Below are 19,048 nucleotides of genomic sequence, written 5' to 3'. Positions count from 1 at the left end.
CCCCCATTGTGCGCCGCCGGCCGTGAGACGGGTGTTGCCGGCGCTGTCGACGGATCGTGTACTCAGCCGTTGTCCTGCCGCGCCAGCTGCAGGTCGCGCTGGCGCCGCTTCTCGGCGCGGGCATTGATGTACCAGCCGATCACCGCGGCGATCGACACCGCCGACACCAGCAGCGTGGCCAACGCGTTGATCTTCGGACTGATGCCCATGCGCACCGAGGCGAACACCTTCATCGGCAGCGTGGTCGAGCCCGGCGTGGCGACGAAGCTGGCCACCACCACGTCATCCAGCGACAGGGTGAAGGCGAGCAGCCAGCCCGCCACCAGCGCCGGCGCGATGATCGGCAGGGTGATGCGGGTGAACACGGTCAGCCGGCTGGCCCCGAGGTCCATCGCCGCTTCTTCCAGCGACAGGTCCATTTCCTGCAGCCGCGAGGACACCACCACGGTGACGAAGCACAGGGTGAAGGTGACGTGGGCGATCCAGATGGTGGCCAGGCCGCGCGCCGGGAAGCCCGGAATCGCGCCCATCGAGGCCAGCAGCGCCATCAGCGAGAAGCCCAGGATCACATCCGGCATCACCAGCGGCGCGGTGACCAGCGCACCGAACAGCGGCTTGCCACGGAAGCGCTTGAAGCGGGTCATCACCATCGCCGCCAGCGTGCCCAGCACGGTGGCGGTACAGGCGGTCCAGAACGCCACCACCAGGCTGGTCCACATCGCCTCCATCAGCGCGCGGTCGGCGAACAGGTCACTGTAGGCGCGGGTGGAAAACCCGGCCCAGACCATCGCCAGCCGCGAGCTGTTGAACGAATAGAACATCAACAGCAGGATCGGCAGGTACAGGAAGGCGAAGCCCAGCAGCAGCACGCCCAGCCCCAGGCCCTTGGCGGTACGCGGGCTCATGCCTGCTTCCCTTCCAGCAGGCGCTGCTGGGAACGGTTGAACAGCAGGATCGGCACCAGCAGCAACAGGATCATCGCCACCGCCATCGCCGACGCGCCCGGCCAGTTGCGGTTGTTGAAGAACTCGTTCCACAGCTGGCGGCCGACCATCAGCGTCTCCGAGCCCCCCAGCATTTCCGGAATCACGAATTCACCCACTGCCGGGATCATCACCAGCATGCAGCCGGCGATGATGCCGGCCTTCGACAGCGGCAGGGTGATGCGGAGGAAGGCCTGCCATGGCTTGGCGCCCAGGTCGTAGGCCGCTTCCAGCAGGCGGTGGTCATGCTTGACCAGGTTGGCGTACAACGGCAGCACCATGAACGGCAGGTAGCAGTAAACGATGCCGATGTAGGCCGCTGTGGGCGTATCGATCAGTTGCAGTTTGGGCAGGCCCATGCTGGTCATCAGCGATTGCAGGCCGGTGAACTGCAGGAACTGGTCGAGCAGGCCGTTGCGGTCCAGGATCGCCTTCCAGGCATACACGCGGATCAGGAACGAGGTCCACGACGGCAGCACCACCAGCATCATCGCCACGTTGCGCGCGGCCGGCGACAGGCGGGCGATGGCATAGGCCATCGGATAGCCGATCAGCAGGGTGAGGAAGGTGGAGATGGCCGCGATCCTGATCGAGCTCAGGAAGGCCTGCGCATAGATCGAATCGCGGAACAGCGCCAGGTAATTCTCCAGGTTCAGCTTCAGCGAGAACCCGCCGTCCACGTACTGCAACAGCCAGGTATACGGCGGCGAGCCGACCCGGCTTAGCGAGAAACTGATCATCAGCACGATCAGGAACGGCACTGCGAAGAACAGCAGCAGCCACAGGTACGGAATGCCGATCACCGTGGCACGCAGCCCCGGCAGCCAGCGCTTCAGGCCGGCGACGCTCATGAGGTGAGCACCACGCCGTCGTTGTCGCGCCAGTGCACCCACACCTCGTCGCCCCAGGTGAAGCCATCACTGGCCCAGCGCTGCGAGTTGGCGAAGTTGGCCAGCACCTTGGCGCCGCTGGGCAGGCGCACGTGATAGACCGAGTGGCTGCCGAAGTAGGCGATGTCCTCGATCACGCCCTGCGCCTTGTTGGTGTGCCCTTCCGGCTCGTCCTTGCCGATCATCACCTTCTCCGGGCGCAGCGCGAACGCGACCGGCTGCCCTTCATAGCAGGTGATGCCATGGGCAATGTAGATCGGCGCCGGGAACAGCGGCGAGCGCACGGTCACGTACTCGGGCAGGTCCTCGTCGATCACCCCGTCAAACAGGTTGACCGAACCAATGAACTCGGCGACGAAGCGGTTGGCCGGCTGCTCGTAGACCTCGTCCGGCTTGCCGACCTGCTGGATCCAGCCGGCATCCATCACCGCGATGCGGGTGGCCATGGTCATCGCTTCTTCCTGGTCGTGGGTGACCATCACGCAGGTCACGCCCGACGATTCGATGATGCTGACCAGTTCCAGCTGCATCTGCGAGCGCAGCTTCTTGTCCAGCGCGCCCATCGGTTCGTCCAGCAGCAGCAGCTTCGGCCCCTTGGCCAGCGACCGTGCCAGCGCCACGCGCTGCTGCTGGCCACCGGACAGCTGGTGCGGCTTGCGCTTGCCCAGGTGGCCCATCTGCACCAGGTCGAGCATCTCGCCGACGCGCTTGCTGATCGCGTCCTTGCCCAGGCCATCCTGCTTCAGGCCGAAGGCGATGTTCTGCTCGACCGTCATGTGCGGGAACAGGGCATAGGACTGGAACATCATGTTGACCGGCCGCTGGTACGGCGGCAGCGCGTCCAGGCGCTGGCCATCGACGGTGATGCTGCCCTTGGTGGGCGTCTCGAAGCCGCCCAGGCAGCGCAGCAGGGTCGATTTACCACTGCCGGAGCCACCGAGCAGGGCAAAGATCTCGCCCTTGCGCACGTCCAGGTTGACGTCGTCGACGGCGACGAATCCGTCGAATTCCTTGCGCAGATCACGAATGGAGAGATAGCCGGGCGCACCGGTCGTGTCGACGACGGCGGCTACCGGCTGGGCTTCAACGGGCATGGGGGCTCCGGGAGCGGGCGGTGGACAGCGGCGGCCATTCTAACGGCCGGGGGCCGAAGGGGATATGACGGCAGTGGGTGGAAGCGGCCGCTGGCGCGCCCAGGCCTCCCGAGGTGTGTCGGTTTTCCCCCGCCATGGTGGCCTGTGCGCCGGAAGGCCCGGGCTCTCCTCGACGCCCGGACGGCCGTCCCGGCCAGACACCACGGGCGGCGGCCCGATCTGCAACATTTTTCAGAGCGGGATCCATTGAATGCCCGGGACATTCCCCGCGCAATGCCCCGGATCTAGGCCTTGCATGGACCGACCCTGGTGATTTCCCCGGACAGCCCCTCCCCTTTCCCGCCCCGCCTGCCAGGCTGCCTGCCTGCACGGCTGCCGCTGGTCATCATCGGCGCCGGCCAGGCCGGGTTGTCGCTCAGCGCGCTCCTGCAGGAGGCCGGCGTCGAGCATCGCGTGCTGGAGGCCGAAACCGTGGGTGCCAGCTGGCGGCGGCGCTGGGATTCGTTCCAGACCAACACCGCCAACGCGACCATGGCCCTGCATGGCCATGCCTATGCCGGGGATGACCCGGAAGGGTTCATGGGGGCCCCGGAAGTGATCCGGAGGCTCCGCGACTATGCCGACGAGCGCTCGTTGCCGATCAGCGAAGGGTGCGTGGTCCATCGGGTCGGGCCCGAGTCCGGTGGCTATGCCATCGACAGCAGCCGGGGGCTGATCCATGCCCAGGCGGTGGTGGTTGCGACCGGTGAATACCGCCGGGCGCGGTTGCCCCGAGCCCCGTTCGCGCCCGCACCAGGCCTCACCGTGCTGCACTCCAGCGACTACCGCGGTCCCGGCCAGCTACCCGAGGGCGCGGTGCTGGTCATCGGCGGCGGCCAGTCCGGCGCGCAGATCGCCCAGGACCTGCGCGACGGTGGTCGCAGCGTGTACTGGTCATTGGCCGATCGTCATTCGCACACCCGTCGGCTGCGCGGCAAGGACTCGATGACCTGGTGGGACATGGCCGGGCGCATCCATCAACACGTAAGCCAATCGGCGGCCGTACTGGCAGGCGAGCCGGACGCGCTGCGCAAGGCCCGCACCGCGGAGTTCCCCCTGATTTCCGGCAAGGGAGGCGCCGGCCTGGGCAGTTCGATCAGCCTGCTGGCGATGCACCGTGCAGGCATCAGGTTGCTGGGCCGGTTGCAGGAATTCAATGGGAACACCGCCCGCTTCGCCGATGTCCGCCCGCAACTTCGCGCCGCGATCAAAGCGACGCGGGCCGAGTATGCCTATCTCGATTCGCTGGCCAGCGCGTACTACGCCACGCGGCCCGAACCGCGCACCGACGATGCCCGCTACATTCCCGAAGAGGTCTACCTGCACTGGGAGCCGGAACCGTCCCCGTGCGAGCTGGATCTGCCGTCCACAGACATCCGCTCGGTGGTGCTGGCCACCGGTTTCGTCGCCGAGTGGCCCTGGCTCGATGTGCAGGGCGCGCTGGATGCCCACGGCTATCCGCTGGGCGAGTTTGGCGTTTCCCCGCAACCGGGCCTGTTCTTCATCGGCATGCACAACCTGCAGCGGATGAGTTCGTCGTTCCTGTGCAACGGCGGCCGCGATGCACGCGACCTGCTGCCGGCCATCCTGAGGCACCTTGGCGAGGGCGGCGGTACCGATTCCGGCACGGTGAAGCAAGGCGGCCGCCGGGCAACGCCCGGCGGCGCCAGACCCGCTTAACGGCCGGTCTTCACCTCGGTCCACAGCCGGGTGTAGAGCTTGTCGGTCTCCGGCGTGTTGATCGAGTAGGTGAACATCTTCTCGGCCACGTCAGCCGGCGGATAGATCGTCGGGTCGGTGCGGATCGCCTCGTCCACCAGCGGTGTCGCGGCCGGGATCGGGTTGGCGTAGTGGATGAAGTTGGTGTTGGCCGCGGCGACCTTCGGTTCCAGCAGATAGTTGATGAACCTGTAAGCCGCTTCCGGGTGCTTGGCGTCCTTCGGGATCGCCAGCATGTCGAACCACTGCGGCGCACCTTCCTTCGGGATCGAATAAGCCACGTGCACGCCATTGCTGGCTTCCTCGGCGCGGTCGCGGGCCTGGATGATGTCACCGGACCAGCCGACCACCAGGCAGGTGCCGCCGTTGGCCAGCGAGCCGACGTACTGCGAGGAGTGGAAATTCTGCACGTACGGGCGGATCGACTTCAGCAGGTCGGCCGCCTTCTGCAGTTCGGCCGGGTCGCCGCTGTGCGGATCCAGGCCCAGGTAATGCAGCGCGATCGGGATCATGTCGGCCGGCGTGTCCAGGATGGTCACGCCGCAGTCCTTCATCTTGCTGATGTTCTCCGGCTTGAACACCAGGTCCCAGCTGTTGGCGATATCGGTGCTGCCGCCGAAGCGCTGCTTCAGCATGTCCACGTTGTAGCCGATGCCGGTGGTGCCGATCATGTACGGCACGCCGTACTGGTTGCCCGGGTCCTGGGTGGCGATGCGCTTCATCACCGCCGGATCGAGGTTGGCCAGGTTCGGGATCTTGCTCTTGTCCAGCGGCAGGAACACGCCGGCCTGGATCTGGCGGCCGAAGAAGTTCAGGGTCGGCACCACCACGTCGTAGCCGCTGTTGCCGGCCAGCAGCTTGGTCTCGACCATCTCATCGCTGTCGAACACATCGTAGGTCACCCTGATGCCGCTCTCCTTCTCGAAGGTCGGAATGGTGTCCTCGGCGATGTAATCGCTGTAGTTGTAGACGTTCAGGACCTGGCTGTCCTGCGCGCCGCCGTTGCCACCGCCACAGGCGGCAAGCATGGCGGAGGCCAGGCCGAGCGTGAGGATACGCAGCTTCATCGGGTGCTCCAGAATGCGGGAAGGGGGGCCGGCGGGGCCGGCGACGGGTGCCAGCCTACCCCCCGGCGGCGGATTTTTCTATTCCAGATGCTCAGACGTTCAGCAGCAGGAACTCGCGCTCCCACGAGCTGATGACGCGGAAAAAGGTCTCGTATTCCTTGCGCTTGACCGAGATGTAGGCGCGGCAGAAACGCTCGCCCAGCAGGGCCTGGAGCTCGCTGCACTGCTCCAGCCCGTCCAGCGCCTCGCCCAGCGAGCGCGGCAGGTTGTAGCCCAGTTCCTTCGCGCTGCCGGTCACCGGCGCGTCCGGCGCCAGCCGCTCGCGGATGCCGAGCAGGCCGCAGGCCAGGGTGGCCGCCATTGCCAGGTACGGATTGGCGTCGGAACCAGCGAACCGGCTCTCCACGCGCATGTTTTCCGGTGTATCCAGCGGCACGCGCAGGCCGCAGGTACGGTTGTCGAAACCCCAGTGCACGTTGCTCGGCGAGACCTCGCCGAACACCAGGCGCCGGTAGGAATTCACGTTCGGCGCGAAGAACGCCATCGCCTGCGGCGCGTACTTCTGCAGACCGCCCAGGTAGTGGCCGAACACCGGGCTGAACTCACCCTCAGCATCGGTCTCGCCAGCGAACACATTGCTGCCATCGCTCACCCGCACCAGGCTCTGGTGGATGTGCATGGCACTACCGGGCTCGTTCTCCATGGGCTTGGCCAGGAACGTGGCGTACACCCCGTGGCGCATCGCCGCCTCGCGCATGGTGCGCTTGAACAGGAACACCTGGTCGGCCAGGTCCATCGCATCGGCATGGGTGAAGTTCACCTCCAGCTGTGCTGCGCCGGATTCGTGGATCAGCGTGTCCACGTCCAGCTTCATCGCATCGGCGTAGTCGTACATCAGGTCGAGGATCGGGTCGAACTCGTTGACCGCGTCGATCGAGTACGACTGCCGCGCGGTCTCCGGGCGCCCCGAGCGACCGGCCGGTGGCAGCAGCGGGAAGTCCGGGTCGGTGTTCTTCTGCACCAGGAAGAACTCCAGCTCCGGCGCCACCACCGGGCGCAGGCCCAGTTCCGCATAAGCCGCCAGTACGCGGCGCAGCACGTTGCGCGGCGCAAGCTCGTGCGGTTCGCCGCTCTTGGTGTAGCAATCGTGGATGACCTGCGCGGTGGCATCGGCTGCCCACGGCACCATGCGCACCGTATCCGGATCGGGCCGCAGCATCATGTCCGAGTCCGACGGCGAGGTCAGGTCGTAGTAATCGTCAGGGAACTCGCCGGTGACGGTGGTGGCGAAGATGCCTTCCGGCAGGCGCGTGCCGTAATCGTGCGAGAACTTGTCGGCAGGAATGATCTTGCCGCGGGCGTTGCCGGTGATGTCCGGCACCAGGCATTCCACCTCGGTGATGCGCCGCTCCTTCAGCCAGCGCAGCAGGCTGCTTTCCTGCGGTGCGGGGGGCGTGGCCGTCTTGCGCGGGCGCGTTCGGGAACTCATCGGGAATCCAGTCGGTTCTGTTGGTGCTGCCGGCAAGCTTGGCCGAACGCACGGAAAATAGCGTGATAGAACGGCGTCTGCGTGACACGCCACTCCGGATGCCACTGTACGCCGAGCACAAATCCATGGTGCAGGCTGCGCGCTGCCTCGACCAGTCCGTCATCGGCCATGGCCTCGACCTGCAGGCCCTGCGCGAGGCGGGCGATGCCCTGTCCGTGCACCGAATTGACCTGCGCGCGGCTACTGCCGTGCCACTGCGCCAGCCAGCCATCGGTGACCAGGGTCACCGCATGGGCCGGCCCATACTGCACTTCCACCGGCGCCTGCGGGTCTTCGCGATGGTCGGCCAGGCCGGGCACCGCATGCACCTGCGGATGCAGGCTGCCACCCAGCGCGACGTTCAATTCCTGGAAACCGCGACAGATCGCCAGCACCGGCAGGTCCAGCGCCAGCGCTTCGTGCAGCAACGCAAAGGCGTTGGCATCCCGGGCCGGATCATGCGGATTGCCTGGCCAACTGCGGCCACCCTCGTAGTGCTGCGGTTCGATATTGCTGACCGCGCCGGTCAACAGCAGGCCATCGAGCCCAAGCAGCCAGTCGCTGGCCGGCAACGGTGGCTGCAGGCTCGGCAACACCACCGGGGTCACCTCGGCCGCCTCGGCCAGCGCGCGCACGTACTTCTCGCCGGCCACCGCGAAACGGTGGTGGCCGAGCACGGTGCTGTCGGTGGGCAGGCCCACCCAGGGCAGGCGGCGCATGGGGACACTCCTTGGCGTGCCGACACGTTACCCGTCGCCTGGCAACGGCGGCAAGTCGCTGCCGTCACACCGCAGCTGCCGCGCATCGGCGAAACTACCGGGGTGAACGCTGATCGACCTGCCCCGCTTCGCCTTCCCGCACTGCGCCCGCGAGGCCTGCAGTGAGCGCCGCGTTTCCGTCCAGCTGGTATGCCTCCAGCCTGCCCGAACCGCCCGCACTGCCCTCGTTGCAGGGGCAGGTGCAGGCCGACGTTGCGGTGCTGGGCGCCGGCTATACCGGCCTGACCGCCGCACTGGAACTGGCCGCGCGTGGCCAGCGCGTGGTAGTGCTGGACGCACAGCGGGTCGGCTGGGGCGCGTCCGGCCGCAATGGTGGCCAGGCGCTGGCCGGCTATGGCTGCGAGGTGGACGAACTGGAGCGTCAGCTCGGCCGTGACGATGCGCGCCACCTGTTCGACTGGTCGCGCGAAGCGGTACAGGCGATGCGCAGGCGCATCGATCGCCATGGTATCGACTGCCATTGGGTGGAGGGCCACGCCAGCGTCGCCATCCGCGAACGCCACGAGCGCGACCTGCACGCCAACTGCGAGCACCTTCAGCGCCACTACGACTACCCGATGCAGTGGTGGGACCGTGATGCCCTGCGCGCGCAGCTGGACAGCCCGCGCTACCGCGCCGCGATGTTCGATCCGCACAGCGCGCACTTGCACCCGCTGGCCTATGCGCGTGGCCTGGCCGATGCGGCGCGCGCGGCCGGCGTGGTGATCCACGAGAACTCCGCAGTGACCCGCGTGCAGCGCGGACCGCAGCCCACCCTGCATACCGCGCGGGGCAGCGTGCGCGCTGCGCACCTGGTGGTTGCCGGCAATGCCTGGCTGCAGGGCCTGCTGCCCGAGCTGGAACGCCGGATCATGCCGGTCGGCACCTATATCGGCGCCAGCGCGCCGCTCGGTGCCGAGCGCGCCCGCGCCCTGATCGGCAACAACATGGCCGTGGCCGACACCGCGTGGGCACTGGACTATTTCCGCCTCAGCCACGATCACCGGCTGCTGTTCGGCGGTCGCGCCAGTTACTCGGCGTTGCCCCCACCCGGCCTGCACGGGGTGATGCAGCGGCGCATGCACCAGGTGTTTCCACAACTGGCCGACGTGCCGCTGGAGCAGGTCTGGGGCGGTTACGTGGACATCACCCGCAACCGCGCCCCGCATTGGGGCCGGCTGGACGGCAACCTGTACTTCGCGCAGGGGTTCTCCGGCCATGGGGTGGCCGCCGCCGGGCTGGCCGGCGAAGTCATCGCCGCCGCGATTGCCGGCCAGAGCGAGCGCCTGGACGTGTTCCAGCGGCTGCGGCATGCGCCTTTCCCTGGCGGCCGGCTGCTGCGCACGCCGCTGCTGGTGGCGGCGATGTCGTGGTACAAGCTGCGGGATGCGTTGTGGTGAAGATTCTGCATCTCCACCTGTATTGAACGTTCTGACAAGCGCACCGCAGCGCTGATCGTGCTGCACACGTCACAGATTTTCACGCAACATGTGTGATGGATGGTTGGTCAATTACCTAAATGCGCAGCTGTGCAATTGCATAATCGTTCGCAGACCGATAACGTCCTGAGAAACCGGGCCCCGCGGCGAATGGAAGCTGACAGGGGACACGTAGGAGAGGGGGACGTGCGATTGGACTGGTGGAAAGAAGGATTGTTGCTGAAGGTGCGCATTCGTCCGGCTGGCCTGATGCTTGCCTTGCTTTATGCAGTTGCCTATTGGGCAACCCGACAGCTGTCGCTGGATCAGTTCTATTTGCCAGCCGGCATCCGGGTGGCGGCCGTACTGTTGTGCCCGCCGCGCCTGTGGCCTTATCTGCTGCTGGGCGAATATGCGTACTTTGCACAGTCCCGCGTGCCAATGATCGAGAAGTACGGCCTGACATGGGTCATTGTTGCCTCCGCGTTCCTCATGCCCGCAGTGATGTTGATTGTGAAGCTGCAACGGCGACTGATGGCGGAGTCGCAGACGATCGGCCTCTTGTTGATTGCCGCCGCTTCCAGCGTCGTTATTACTCTGCTGAACCTCAGCTTTTCCCATCTGCTCTGGCCAACACCCCCTTCCACGCCCTTCCTGACCAATGCGGCGCGTTACAGCGTGGGCGACTTCATCGGCATTCTGACGGTGGCCCCCATCGCCATGCTGTGGGCGCGACAGGACGTGGGGCAGGAGTGGAACGCTGGACGAAAGACCCCGATGCTGGCGGCACTTTCGTTGATGCTGCTGATCGGGATAGCAGCAACTCAACTGCCCGCAGACTGGGTTGCGCTGAAGGCAACGCTCCTGCTGCTGTTGGCACTCCCCGCGGCCGCACTTACCTGCCTGTATGGCTGGAAGGGTGCCGCCCTTGCAGTGCCGGTGCTCAACATGGTCATCGGCCTGACCACGCCCAACACACATCCAACCGCATTCGATCCAGCGGCCTTCATCACCCAGCAGATCATGGCGATCAGCGGCATCGTATTGCTGTTGCTCGGATCACGCATCACCCACTTCTACCATCGTTACAGGCTGCGCGAGATGGGGGAAAGGGACGCCATCCATCTTGCGAGGAGCTCGCAATTGGCCAGCGAGATGGAGCTGCGTGAGCGTGCCCTGCACCTTCGCAAGCTCGGCGACGGCATTGATACGTCGCTGGTTGAGCTGGCCGACTGGCTCAAGGCCCAGGGACATCACGCAGTGGCCAGCAGCCTTCTGCATACCTCAAATGTGCATTCGCGGCTCTTTCGCGAACAGACAAGCATGGTCTATCCCTCGGGCCTGGAGCATCTTGGGCTTTACGTGGCTTTGCAGGCTGGCGGCATCCGTGAGTCATGGAAGCTGACGGAGCGCGTTCTCCGCCCGGATCTGAAGGGCGACCCCTGCAACCTGAGCGTGGAACTGCAGTTGGCCGCTTACCGAACACTCATTGATGCGGTCTCCATTCTTCTCAAGCATGAAGGTGGCCAGATTCGCATTCGTGCAAGGTGCGGCGGAATGGGTTCCAGGCGCGGAATCCTCATGGTCGTGTCGCTGCTGGAGTCGCGTCGGCGCCTTTCCCAGCAGACAACCATGGCAGCGTTCGAGCGGCTGTCCGGGCGAACCCTGCCCTATGACGGGACCGTTGACTGCTATGGCAACCGGGTCAGGATTCTGTTCCTCGACCGTGAATCAAAACTTGAGGCAGTGCCCAGCGCTCCATCGCAGTACAACTGCCCCGCACCCTCTGCGCTGCAGTAGTGCATTTCACAGTCAAGCGGCCGGAGCGAACCAAAGCAGCGGAATCGCATAAGCGTCCCGCTCATCCCCTGGCCAAGGGCGTCATGGGCACCCGGCGAACATCCGGGTGCCCATGCAGCCCGACACTCAAGCTCGCCGATATCCCGGCAACAGGCAGTATCAGGGTGCCTCTACCGCCCACAACACATCAGCTCCGCCAGCATATCTGACCAGCGTGAATGCGGAAGACCGATAGACAACCGTTCTGGTGGCTTTTGCGGGAACAGGCAGGCGCTGCTCCGGCAACGACACCCTCGCAGATGGGTCACCTGCCGGCAGCACCCAGAACGTGCCCGCAGCATTGCCGATCACGATGTGCACGTGCCCTGCGAGATCGTTTACCTGGAAATAGTCCATGCCATCGCGCTCGAACCCATAGACCAACCAGCCGGGATCCACGCTCAGGTCTTGTGCCTGCGGAATCGACTGGCCGAGTCCTTGGTCGGCCATCTTGATTCCATGGTCGTCACCCGGGGCAAAAGCAAAAACGGATACCGGCACCAACATCAATGCACCAGCAAATGCATGAATTCGGAAACTTCTCACACTAACCTCCAGGTTGGATGCAATACGGATCAAGAAGGATGCTACCGCCAATCGCATCAGCATATACCGGGCGGACTCCGTAGTGCCCATGGGACATAATCCACTGGATCGATGCAAACCCATGCCACGCCGATGCTGCGTCCGAAATCGCCAATACCTGCATCGAAACCCGCCACGGTGCAGGTCAGTGGCATCTGAGACAAGGACCTGGACAAGCGCGTGTAACTGCAGGACATCGTCGATTGTGTGATGGGGAACACAGCGGACAGCATCAACTGCCCAATGTGCCTGGTGCAACGGCTAAAACGTGATCGAACCGTGGGCGCGCTGATTGTGGAAGATTAACCGTCCGTTGGTGGCTATGCCGCCGCACTGCCGGGCGTGTAGGGCCACGAAGCACAGGAAGCCGCCAATTGCAGCGCAAAGGGAGGCCACGCACCTCGATTGCGCCCTTCTCCAACTGTCGATAATGTCTTCGGAAGTGGCCAGTCATCATTGGCCGGGAGACGGGAGACGCGGGCTTGGAGCGATTCAAAGAATCGATTGAACTGAGCTTCCGGATCCGACCCGTCGGAATCGCACTCGCGGCCGTCTACGCCCTGAGCTGCCTTGCCTCCCGTCAGTTCTCGCTGGATCAGTTCTTCCTGCCTGCGGGCATCCGGGCAGCGGCACTACTGATCGTCCCGACCCGCCTGTGGCCCTACCTGCTGCTTGGGGAGTACGCGTACTTCGCAACCCTGCGCATCCCCATGATCGATAGCTACGGCCTGGTCTGGGTCATCCTGGCCTCGACTCTGCTGATGCCGCTGGCGATGCTGGTGGTCTACTTGCATCGCATGAGAATGCCATCAGAGTCCGCCACCGGCCTCTGGCTGCTGTCGCTGACCTTCTGCACGGCATTGTTCGTCCCGGCTCTCAATATGGGCATTTCATTTGCTCTGTGGTCGAACCCGCCGCCCAGCAACCTGCTTAGCGCAGTTGATCGCACGATCTTTGGCCACTTCGCCGCCATCATCACCCTCGTGCCGTTGGCATTCCTCTGGTCGCGACGACACGCGGATCCCAATTGGACGCGCCGCTTTGCTGCGCCTACGGTCACGGCCATCCTGGTGATGCTGGTCCTGGGCCTGTGCATGCAGCTGACGGCCATCAGCGCCCACACCACACGCACCCACCTGGTGCTGCTGTCCTCCCTCCCAGCGATCGCCCTGACCTTCATGCATGGGTGGCGTGGCGCTGCCATCGCGATTCCGCTGTTGAACCTTCCACTCCATTTCGCCACACCCAGCACCGGCCTACCGTCCTCGTTCGACCTGGGCACCTTCGCCACCCAGCAGAACATGGCCGTGATGAGTGTCGCACTGCTCGCACTGGGATCCAGCATCAGCTATCACCATGAGCGTGCACGGTCCCGTGGACTGGCTGAGGAAACCACATTGCGCTTGGCACGCAGTTCGCATCAGACCCGTGAGCGTGAGCTTCGCGAGCGCGCCTCCCATCTCAAGCAACTCGGCGAAGGCATGGACAGCTCGCTCGGCGAGATGGTCAGCTGGCTGAAGGCGCAGGGGCATCATGCCGTGGCCAACAGCCTGCAGCACGCCTCATCCGTGCACTCGCGGCTGTTCCGTGAACAGGCCAGTCTGGTCTACCCCACGGGGCTGGAGCAGGTTGGGCTGTATATCGCGCTTCGGGTTGGCGGCGCATGCGAGACCTGGAACAACTCCCATCGCGTGATTCCGCCCCGGCTGGAGGGCAACCCCTGCTTGCTGACGGTGGACCTGCAACTCGCCATCTATCGCTCGCTGATCGAGGCGGTGTCGCTGCTGCTGGAGCTGGAATCGGGACAGGTCAGCGTGCGCGCCCGGAGCGGCCAGGCTGGCGAACGCCGCGGCATCGTGGTGGTTGTGGGCCTGCTTGACCGTGGTTGCACGCTGTCGAACCGGACCGTTCAGCAAGCCACCGAGCGTCTGGCCGGCCGGATAATGGCCTACGGCGGCACGGTGCATTGCCGTAGCAACCGGCTCCGGCTCGTCCTGCACGAATCGATTGCGGGTACAGCGGCGGCATTCGCATCGCCTGCCTGACCGGGAACGACGCGCAGGGCACGCTGCTCCGCTAAAGTTGCGCCCGAAACCGCCGCTATCCGTGCCGAGCCCCTCCCTCGTGAGCCACCGCATCATGCCCGTGCTGCCGCAGGCCGCCGTCGATGGCGACCTGGCCGATCCGCTGCCGCAGCGGATCCTGCTGGTCGAAAACTCCCGTGCGTTCACCGGCATGCTGCGCGAAGCCATCGAGCAGCGCCTGGAACTGCCGGTGGTGATCGCCTCCACCCTGGCCGAGGCCGACCGGCTGCTCAGCGAAGGCGGGGGCTGGTTCCTGGTGCTGACCGGACTGGTGCTGGCCGACGGCGACCGCGATGCGGTGGTCGAGTTCTTCCTCAAGCGCGACCTGCCGACGGTGGTGGTCAGCGGCGTTTACGACGAGGACCTGCGCAAGCGCGTACTACAGCAGCAGATCATCGACTACGTGCTGAAGAACACCCCGGGCAGCATCGACTACCTGGTGTGGCTGGTGCAGCGGCTGGAACGCAACCGACGCATCGCCGCGCTGGTGGTGGACGATTCGCCGTCCGCGCGTGGCTATGCCGCCGCCCTGCTGCGGATGTATGGGCATGAGGTGCACGAAGCCGCCGACGGCAACGAGGGCCTGGCTGCTATCGAGGCGCATCCGGCGATCCGCCTGGCGGTGGTCGACCAGGAAATGCCCGGCATGCAAGGCGTGGAATTCACCCGTCGCCTGCGCACCCTGCGCTCGCGCGACAAGGTGGCGGTGATCGGCATCTCCGGCAATACCGACGCCTCATTGATCCCGCGCTTCCTGAAGAACGGCGCCAACGATTTCCTGCGCAAGCCGTTCTCGCGCGAGGAGTTCTTCTGCCGCGTCTCGCAGAACGTGGACCAGCTGGAGCTGATCGGCACCCTGCAGGACCTGGCCACCCGCGATTTCCTCACCGGCCTGCCCAACCGACGCTTCTTCCTGGAGCAGAGCCAGCGTCAGCTGCCGCAGCTGCAGCTGCACGGCCAATGCGTGGCGGTGGCGATGATCGACATCGACCACTTCAAGCACATCAACGACACCCATGGCCACGAAGCGGGCGACGACGCGCTGCGCGCGGTGGCCGGCGCGGTGACCGCGCATGCACGCAGCCACGACCTGATCGCGCGCTTCGGCGGCGAGGAGTTCTGCCTGCTGGTGCCAGACATGGAACAGGACGAGGCGCTGCTGTACTTCGAGGAGCTGCGCCAGCGCATCGCCGCACTGGAGGTGGACATCGGCACCGCTACCCTGCGCATGACGGTCAGCATCGGCCTGTGCTGCCTGCGCCCGCAGCGCGATGCGCTGCACCGGCTGATCTCCGAGGCCGACCGCCAGCTGTACCTGGCCAAGGCCGGTGGCCGCAATCGGGTCAGCTGCACCACGGTGGCCAGCCCGCTGCGTCCACGCGAGCCTGCGCTGACCTGACCGGCTCGCTTTGATCCAGATCAACGCCGTTCCCGCACGACAGCTCTACAGTCGGCCCCGACATACGCATGAAGGGGAGCCGGGGATGGCACTACTGGTCTGGCAGGACGATCTGAACATCGGCATCGATGTGATCGACCAACAACACCGCCGCATCATCGAGATGCTCAACCACCTGCACGTGGCCCAGTCCAGCCTGCAGCGCGCGGCAGTGGGTGAAGTGATCGACGAGGTGGTCGACTACACCATGTCGCACTTCGCGTTCGAGGAAGAGCTGATGGAGGAAGCGGGCTACCCGTTCTGTGCCGCGCACAAGCGCGTGCATGAGATCTTCATCAAGCGTGTGGCCGAGTACCGGCTGCGCTTCCAGGCCGGCGAGGACATCAGCGATGAACTGCGCACGATGCTCTCGCGCTGGTTGTTCAACCACATCCGCGGCGATGATCAGGCCTATGCCGAACAGGTCAAGGCACACCTGAACCAGTTCACCCGCGAGCACCAGGGCGGTGGCTGGCTGGGACGCACGCTCAAGCGCTTCTTTGGCTGAACCGCAGCGCGCGCCGGTGCAGTGCCACCAGCGCGCACAGCGTCGCTGCCGCAGTCAGGCACAGGTAGTAGCCGACCGCGACCAGACCGAAGCGTTCGGCCAGCCAGGTGGCCAGGTACGGCGCCGGTGCCGCACCCAGAATGCCGGCCAGGTTGAATGACAGCGATGCGCCGGTGTAGCGCACCTCCACCGGGTAGATCTCGGCCAGGAAGGTACCGCAGGGACCATAGGTCAGGCCCATCAGGAACAGGCCCAGGCACAGGAAGGCGGTGACCATCCACGGGCTGTGCGGCTGGAACAGCGGCGCGAACAGCACGCCGAAACCGATGATCAGCACGCTGGCCACGATCATCGTGCGGCGCGTCCCCCAACGGTCGCCATAGCGCGCCGACAGCGGGATGCCCAGCGCGAAGAACAGCATGCCGGCCATCTGCATCAGCAGGAACTGCTCGCGGCTGTAACCCAGCACGGCCGTGCCGTGGCCGAGGCTGAACACGGTCATCAGGTAGAACAGCACGAAGGTGGCGAACGCGCCCAGGGTACCCAGCAGCATCGGCACCGGGTGGTCACGCAGCACCGTCCACATCGGCAGCCGCACCGGCGCCTTGCGCTCCAGCGCCTGCTTGAAGTCGGGGGTCTCGTGGATGTTCAGCCGCACCCACAGGCCGAGGCCGACCAGCAGCGCGCTGGCCACGAACGGAATGCGCCAGCCCCACTGCAGGAAGTCGGCCTGGCTCAGGCAACGGCCGAGCACCAGGAAGATGCCGGCCGACAGCAGGAAGCCGAGCGGTGCACCCAGCTGCGGGAACATGCCGTACCAGGCACGCTTGCCCGGCGGTGCGTTCTCGGTGGCCAGCAGCACTGCCCCGCCCCACTCGCCGCCCAGACCCAGGCCCTGGCCGAAACGGCACAGCGCCAGAAGCGCCGGCGCCCACAGACCGATCTGCGCGTGCGTCGGCAGCAGGCCGATCAGCACCGTGGACAGCCCCATGGTCAGCAGCGCAGCCACCAGGGTGGCCTTGCGGCCGATGCGATCGCCAAAATGGCCGAACACTGCCGAGCCAACCGGGCGTGCGATGAAGGCCACCGCGAAGGTTGCCAGCGACTGCAGCAGGGCTGCCTGTTCGCTGCTGTCCGGGAAGAACAGGTGCGGGAACACCAGCACCGCGGCCGTGGCGTAGATGTAGAAGTCGAAGAACTCGATCGTGGTACCGATCAGGCTGGCCAGCAGAACACGACGGGGGGAATTCACGGGCGGCGCGGCAGCGGTGATCGAGGACATCGGCAACACGGGAAATGGCAGATCGACCGATTCTGCCACGGGCTGGCGGCGGTACGGCACGATGGTTTCAGCCGACACCGATGCCGACGAGGGGGCAGGCGCCTCCTGTAACGTCGAGACATGCTCGATGGTTCTTCGCGAGATGCAGCCGAGCATGGCTCGGCTCTACAGAAGAACGAACGGCAGTCGAGCATCGCTCGACTCTACAGAGAGCGAACAGCCGTCCAGCAATCGCGTCGTTACAGCTGCATCCAGGTGGCCTTGATCTCGCTGTACTTGTCGAACGCATGCAGCGATTTGTCGCGCCCGTTGCCGGACTGCTTGTAGCCCCCGAACGGAGCGGTCATGTCGCCGCCATCCCAGCCGTTCACCCAGATGCTGCCAGCACGCAGCTGGCGCGCGACGCGGTGGGCTCGCCCCAGGTCCCGTGTCCACAGGCCCGCGGCCAGGCCGTAGCGGCTGTCATTGGCCACGCGCACCGCTTCGGCCTCGTCTTCGAAACCAAGCACAGCCAGCACCGGCCCGAACACTTCCTCGCGCGCCAGTGCCTGCTCCGGGCGCACCTGGTCGAACACGGTGGGCTGGACGTAGCTGCCGCCGGCTTCCACTTCGGCGCGCCGCCCACCCAGCAGCAACCGGGCACCCTCGCCTTCGGCGCGCGCGATATCGTCCATCACCTTGTCCAGGTGCGCGGCATCCACCAGCGCGCCCATCGGCGCATCGGGGTCCAATGGATGGCGGGGGTGCATGTGCTGGCCATAGGCAACCACCTGATGCACGAAATCCTCGCGGATCGAACGCTGTACCAGGAGCCGCGAACCTGCGGTACAGACCTCGCCCTGGTTGAAGAAGATACCCTGTGCCACCGCCTTCGCGGCGGCGTCCAGATCAGGGGCGTCGGCAAACACCACATGCGGGCTCTTGCCGCCACATTCCAGCCAGACCCGCTTGAGGTTGGATCGCCCTGAACACTGCAGCAGCTTCGCGCCCGTGGCCGTGGAGCCGGTGAAGGCGAGCACGTCCACATCCATGTGCAGGGCCAACGGCTCACCGACGCGCGCACCGTGCCCCGGCAGCACGTTCAGCACGCCCTCTGGCAGGCCCGCTTCGGCGGCCAGCGCCGCCAGCCGCAACGCACTCAAGGGCGAGCGCTCGGACGGCTTGAGCACCACCGAGTTGCCCATGGCCAATGCAGGCGCGATCTTCCAGCAGGCCATCAGCAGCGGAAAGTTCCACGGAACGATCGCGGCCACGACCCCGGCGGCCTCGCGCGTGACCAGTCCCAGTTCGTGCGGGCCGGTCGGCGCGATCTCGCCGTACAGCTTGTCCACGGCCTCGGCGGTCCAGCGCAGGCAGCGCACCGCGCCTGGCAGGTCGATGCGGCGCGCATCACGCACCGGCTTGCCCATGTCCAGGGTTTCCAGCAGGGCCAGCTCGTCGGCATGCGTTTCGACCAATGCCGCCAGCGCCAACAGTACGCGCTTTCGCTGGGCCGGGCTGGCCTGCGACCAGTGGCCGGCCTCGAAGCTGCGCCGCGCGGCCAGTACCGCGCGCTCCACGTCCTGTGCGTCGCAGTCGGCGACCGCCCCCAGTACGCGACCGTCGATCGGGCTGACGCAGTCGAAACGGGCGCCGCTGGCTGCATCGACATAGCGGCCATCGATGAAGGCCTGGCCTGGCATCGACAGCTGGAGGGCCAGTGCCTGCCAATGGCTGCGGTCGGGAAAATCGGCCATGGGAAGCTCCAGCATTCTACGAGCCTTGGTTATACCGGGGTCACCGCGACTCCGCCGTGACGTGGCTGCGCTACATTCGT

Annotated in this window: 15 protein-coding genes; 6 read left to right on the top strand and 9 right to left on the bottom strand. The window is 65.8% G+C overall.

Annotation, left to right across the window (positions count from 1 at the left end; all coding sequences use genetic code 11):
• Window positions 1-62 precede the first annotated feature (62 nt).
• Genes ACM0O9_RS09240 through ACM0O9_RS09230 form a run of 3 tightly spaced genes read right to left on the bottom strand, consistent with a single transcriptional unit; the run spans window position 63 to window position 2,967 of the window.
• Complete coding sequence (locus ACM0O9_RS09240; RefSeq protein ID WP_021203562.1) at window positions 63-905, bottom strand: ABC transporter permease subunit; 843 nt, start codon at window positions 903-905, stop codon at window positions 63-65.
• Complete coding sequence (locus ACM0O9_RS09235; RefSeq protein ID WP_414603968.1) at window positions 902-1,834, bottom strand: ABC transporter permease subunit; 933 nt, start codon at window positions 1,832-1,834, stop codon at window positions 902-904. The genes ACM0O9_RS09240 and ACM0O9_RS09235 overlap by 4 nt, the downstream gene beginning before the upstream one ends.
• Window positions 1,831-2,967: an ABC transporter ATP-binding protein gene (locus ACM0O9_RS09230; protein WP_005415926.1), complete on the bottom strand. Its 1,137-nt coding sequence runs from the start codon at window positions 2,965-2,967 to the stop codon at window positions 1,831-1,833. The genes ACM0O9_RS09235 and ACM0O9_RS09230 overlap by 4 nt, the downstream gene beginning before the upstream one ends.
• A gap of 291 nt (window positions 2,968-3,258) precedes the next feature.
• Here ACM0O9_RS09230 and ACM0O9_RS09225 point away from each other — a divergent pair, with 291 nt between their 5' ends.
• Window positions 3,259-4,686, top strand: coding sequence for a flavin-containing monooxygenase (locus tag ACM0O9_RS09225; protein WP_414603969.1), 1,428 nt, complete (start codon window positions 3,259-3,261; stop codon window positions 4,684-4,686).
• On the opposite strand, the gene ACM0O9_RS09220 is transcribed toward ACM0O9_RS09225, so the two are convergent.
• The 3 genes from ACM0O9_RS09220 to ACM0O9_RS09210 form a co-directional block, all read right to left on the bottom strand.
• A complete protein-coding gene (locus ACM0O9_RS09220) occupies window positions 4,683-5,792 on the bottom strand; it encodes a polyamine ABC transporter substrate-binding protein (protein ID WP_065186097.1) in 1,110 nt (369 codons plus the stop codon). The genes ACM0O9_RS09225 and ACM0O9_RS09220 overlap by 4 nt on opposite strands.
• Window positions 5,793-5,883: 91 nt before the next feature.
• Window positions 5,884-7,281 (bottom strand): glutamine synthetase family protein, encoded by a 1,398-nt coding sequence (locus tag ACM0O9_RS09215; protein ID WP_005415923.1) that lies wholly within the window; start codon window positions 7,279-7,281, stop codon window positions 5,884-5,886.
• Window positions 7,278-8,039 carry a gamma-glutamyl-gamma-aminobutyrate hydrolase family protein gene (locus ACM0O9_RS09210; RefSeq protein WP_235649772.1) on the bottom strand — a complete coding sequence of 254 codons (762 nt, stop codon included), beginning with the start codon at window positions 8,037-8,039 and terminating at the stop codon, window positions 7,278-7,280. The genes ACM0O9_RS09215 and ACM0O9_RS09210 overlap by 4 nt, the downstream gene beginning before the upstream one ends.
• 200 nt (window positions 8,040-8,239) lie before the next feature.
• On the opposite strand from ACM0O9_RS09210, the gene ACM0O9_RS09205 reads away from it, so the two are divergent.
• Both ACM0O9_RS09205 and ACM0O9_RS09200 read left to right on the top strand, forming a co-directional pair.
• Window positions 8,240-9,478: an NAD(P)/FAD-dependent oxidoreductase gene (locus ACM0O9_RS09205; RefSeq protein WP_194442127.1), complete on the top strand. Its 1,239-nt coding sequence runs from the start codon at window positions 8,240-8,242 to the stop codon at window positions 9,476-9,478.
• A gap of 225 nt (window positions 9,479-9,703) precedes the next feature.
• Window positions 9,704-11,296: an MASE1 domain-containing protein gene (locus ACM0O9_RS09200; protein ID WP_065186143.1), complete on the top strand. Its 1,593-nt coding sequence runs from the start codon at window positions 9,704-9,706 to the stop codon at window positions 11,294-11,296.
• A 159-nt stretch (window positions 11,297-11,455) separates the two neighbouring features.
• Here the strand turns inward: ACM0O9_RS09200 and ACM0O9_RS09195 are convergent, their stop codons facing one another.
• Window positions 11,456-11,944 carry a hypothetical protein gene (locus ACM0O9_RS09195; protein ID WP_235649771.1) on the bottom strand — a complete coding sequence of 163 codons (489 nt, stop codon included), beginning with the start codon at window positions 11,942-11,944 and terminating at the stop codon, window positions 11,456-11,458.
• 458 nt (window positions 11,945-12,402) lie between these two features.
• Between ACM0O9_RS09195 and ACM0O9_RS09190 the strand changes: the two genes are divergently transcribed.
• The 3 genes from ACM0O9_RS09190 (at window position 12,403) to ACM0O9_RS09180 (ending at window position 15,950) form a co-directional block, all read left to right on the top strand.
• A complete protein-coding gene (locus ACM0O9_RS09190; RefSeq protein WP_005415918.1) occupies window positions 12,403-13,965 on the top strand; it encodes an MASE1 domain-containing protein in 1,563 nt (520 codons plus the stop codon).
• Between the two features lie 94 nt (window positions 13,966-14,059).
• Window positions 14,060-15,403, top strand: coding sequence for a diguanylate cyclase (locus ACM0O9_RS09185; protein WP_049416322.1), 1,344 nt, complete (start codon window positions 14,060-14,062; stop codon window positions 15,401-15,403).
• Between the two features lie 85 nt (window positions 15,404-15,488).
• Window positions 15,489-15,950, top strand: a complete 462-nt coding sequence (locus ACM0O9_RS09180) for a bacteriohemerythrin (protein ID WP_005415916.1) — start codon at window positions 15,489-15,491, stop codon at window positions 15,948-15,950.
• Here ACM0O9_RS09180 and ACM0O9_RS09175 read toward each other — a convergent pair.
• The gene (locus ACM0O9_RS09175) at window positions 15,931-17,232 is read right to left on the bottom strand and encodes an MFS transporter (RefSeq protein ID WP_032954064.1); all 1,302 of its coding nucleotides are present in this window, start codon (window positions 17,230-17,232) and stop codon (window positions 15,931-15,933) included. The genes ACM0O9_RS09180 and ACM0O9_RS09175 overlap by 20 nt on opposite strands.
• Window positions 17,233-17,471: 239 nt before the next feature.
• On the bottom strand, window positions 17,472-18,968 hold the full coding sequence (locus tag ACM0O9_RS09170) for an aldehyde dehydrogenase (RefSeq protein WP_065177402.1): 1,497 nt from the start codon (window positions 18,966-18,968) through the stop codon (window positions 17,472-17,474).
• Window positions 18,969-19,048 lie beyond the last annotated feature (80 nt).

The organism is Stenotrophomonas sp. FR012 (assembly GCF_047520565.2).
Lineage (GTDB): Bacteria > Pseudomonadota > Gammaproteobacteria > Xanthomonadales > Xanthomonadaceae > Stenotrophomonas > Stenotrophomonas sepilia.
This window is presented reverse-complemented; position numbering and strand designations above follow the sequence as displayed.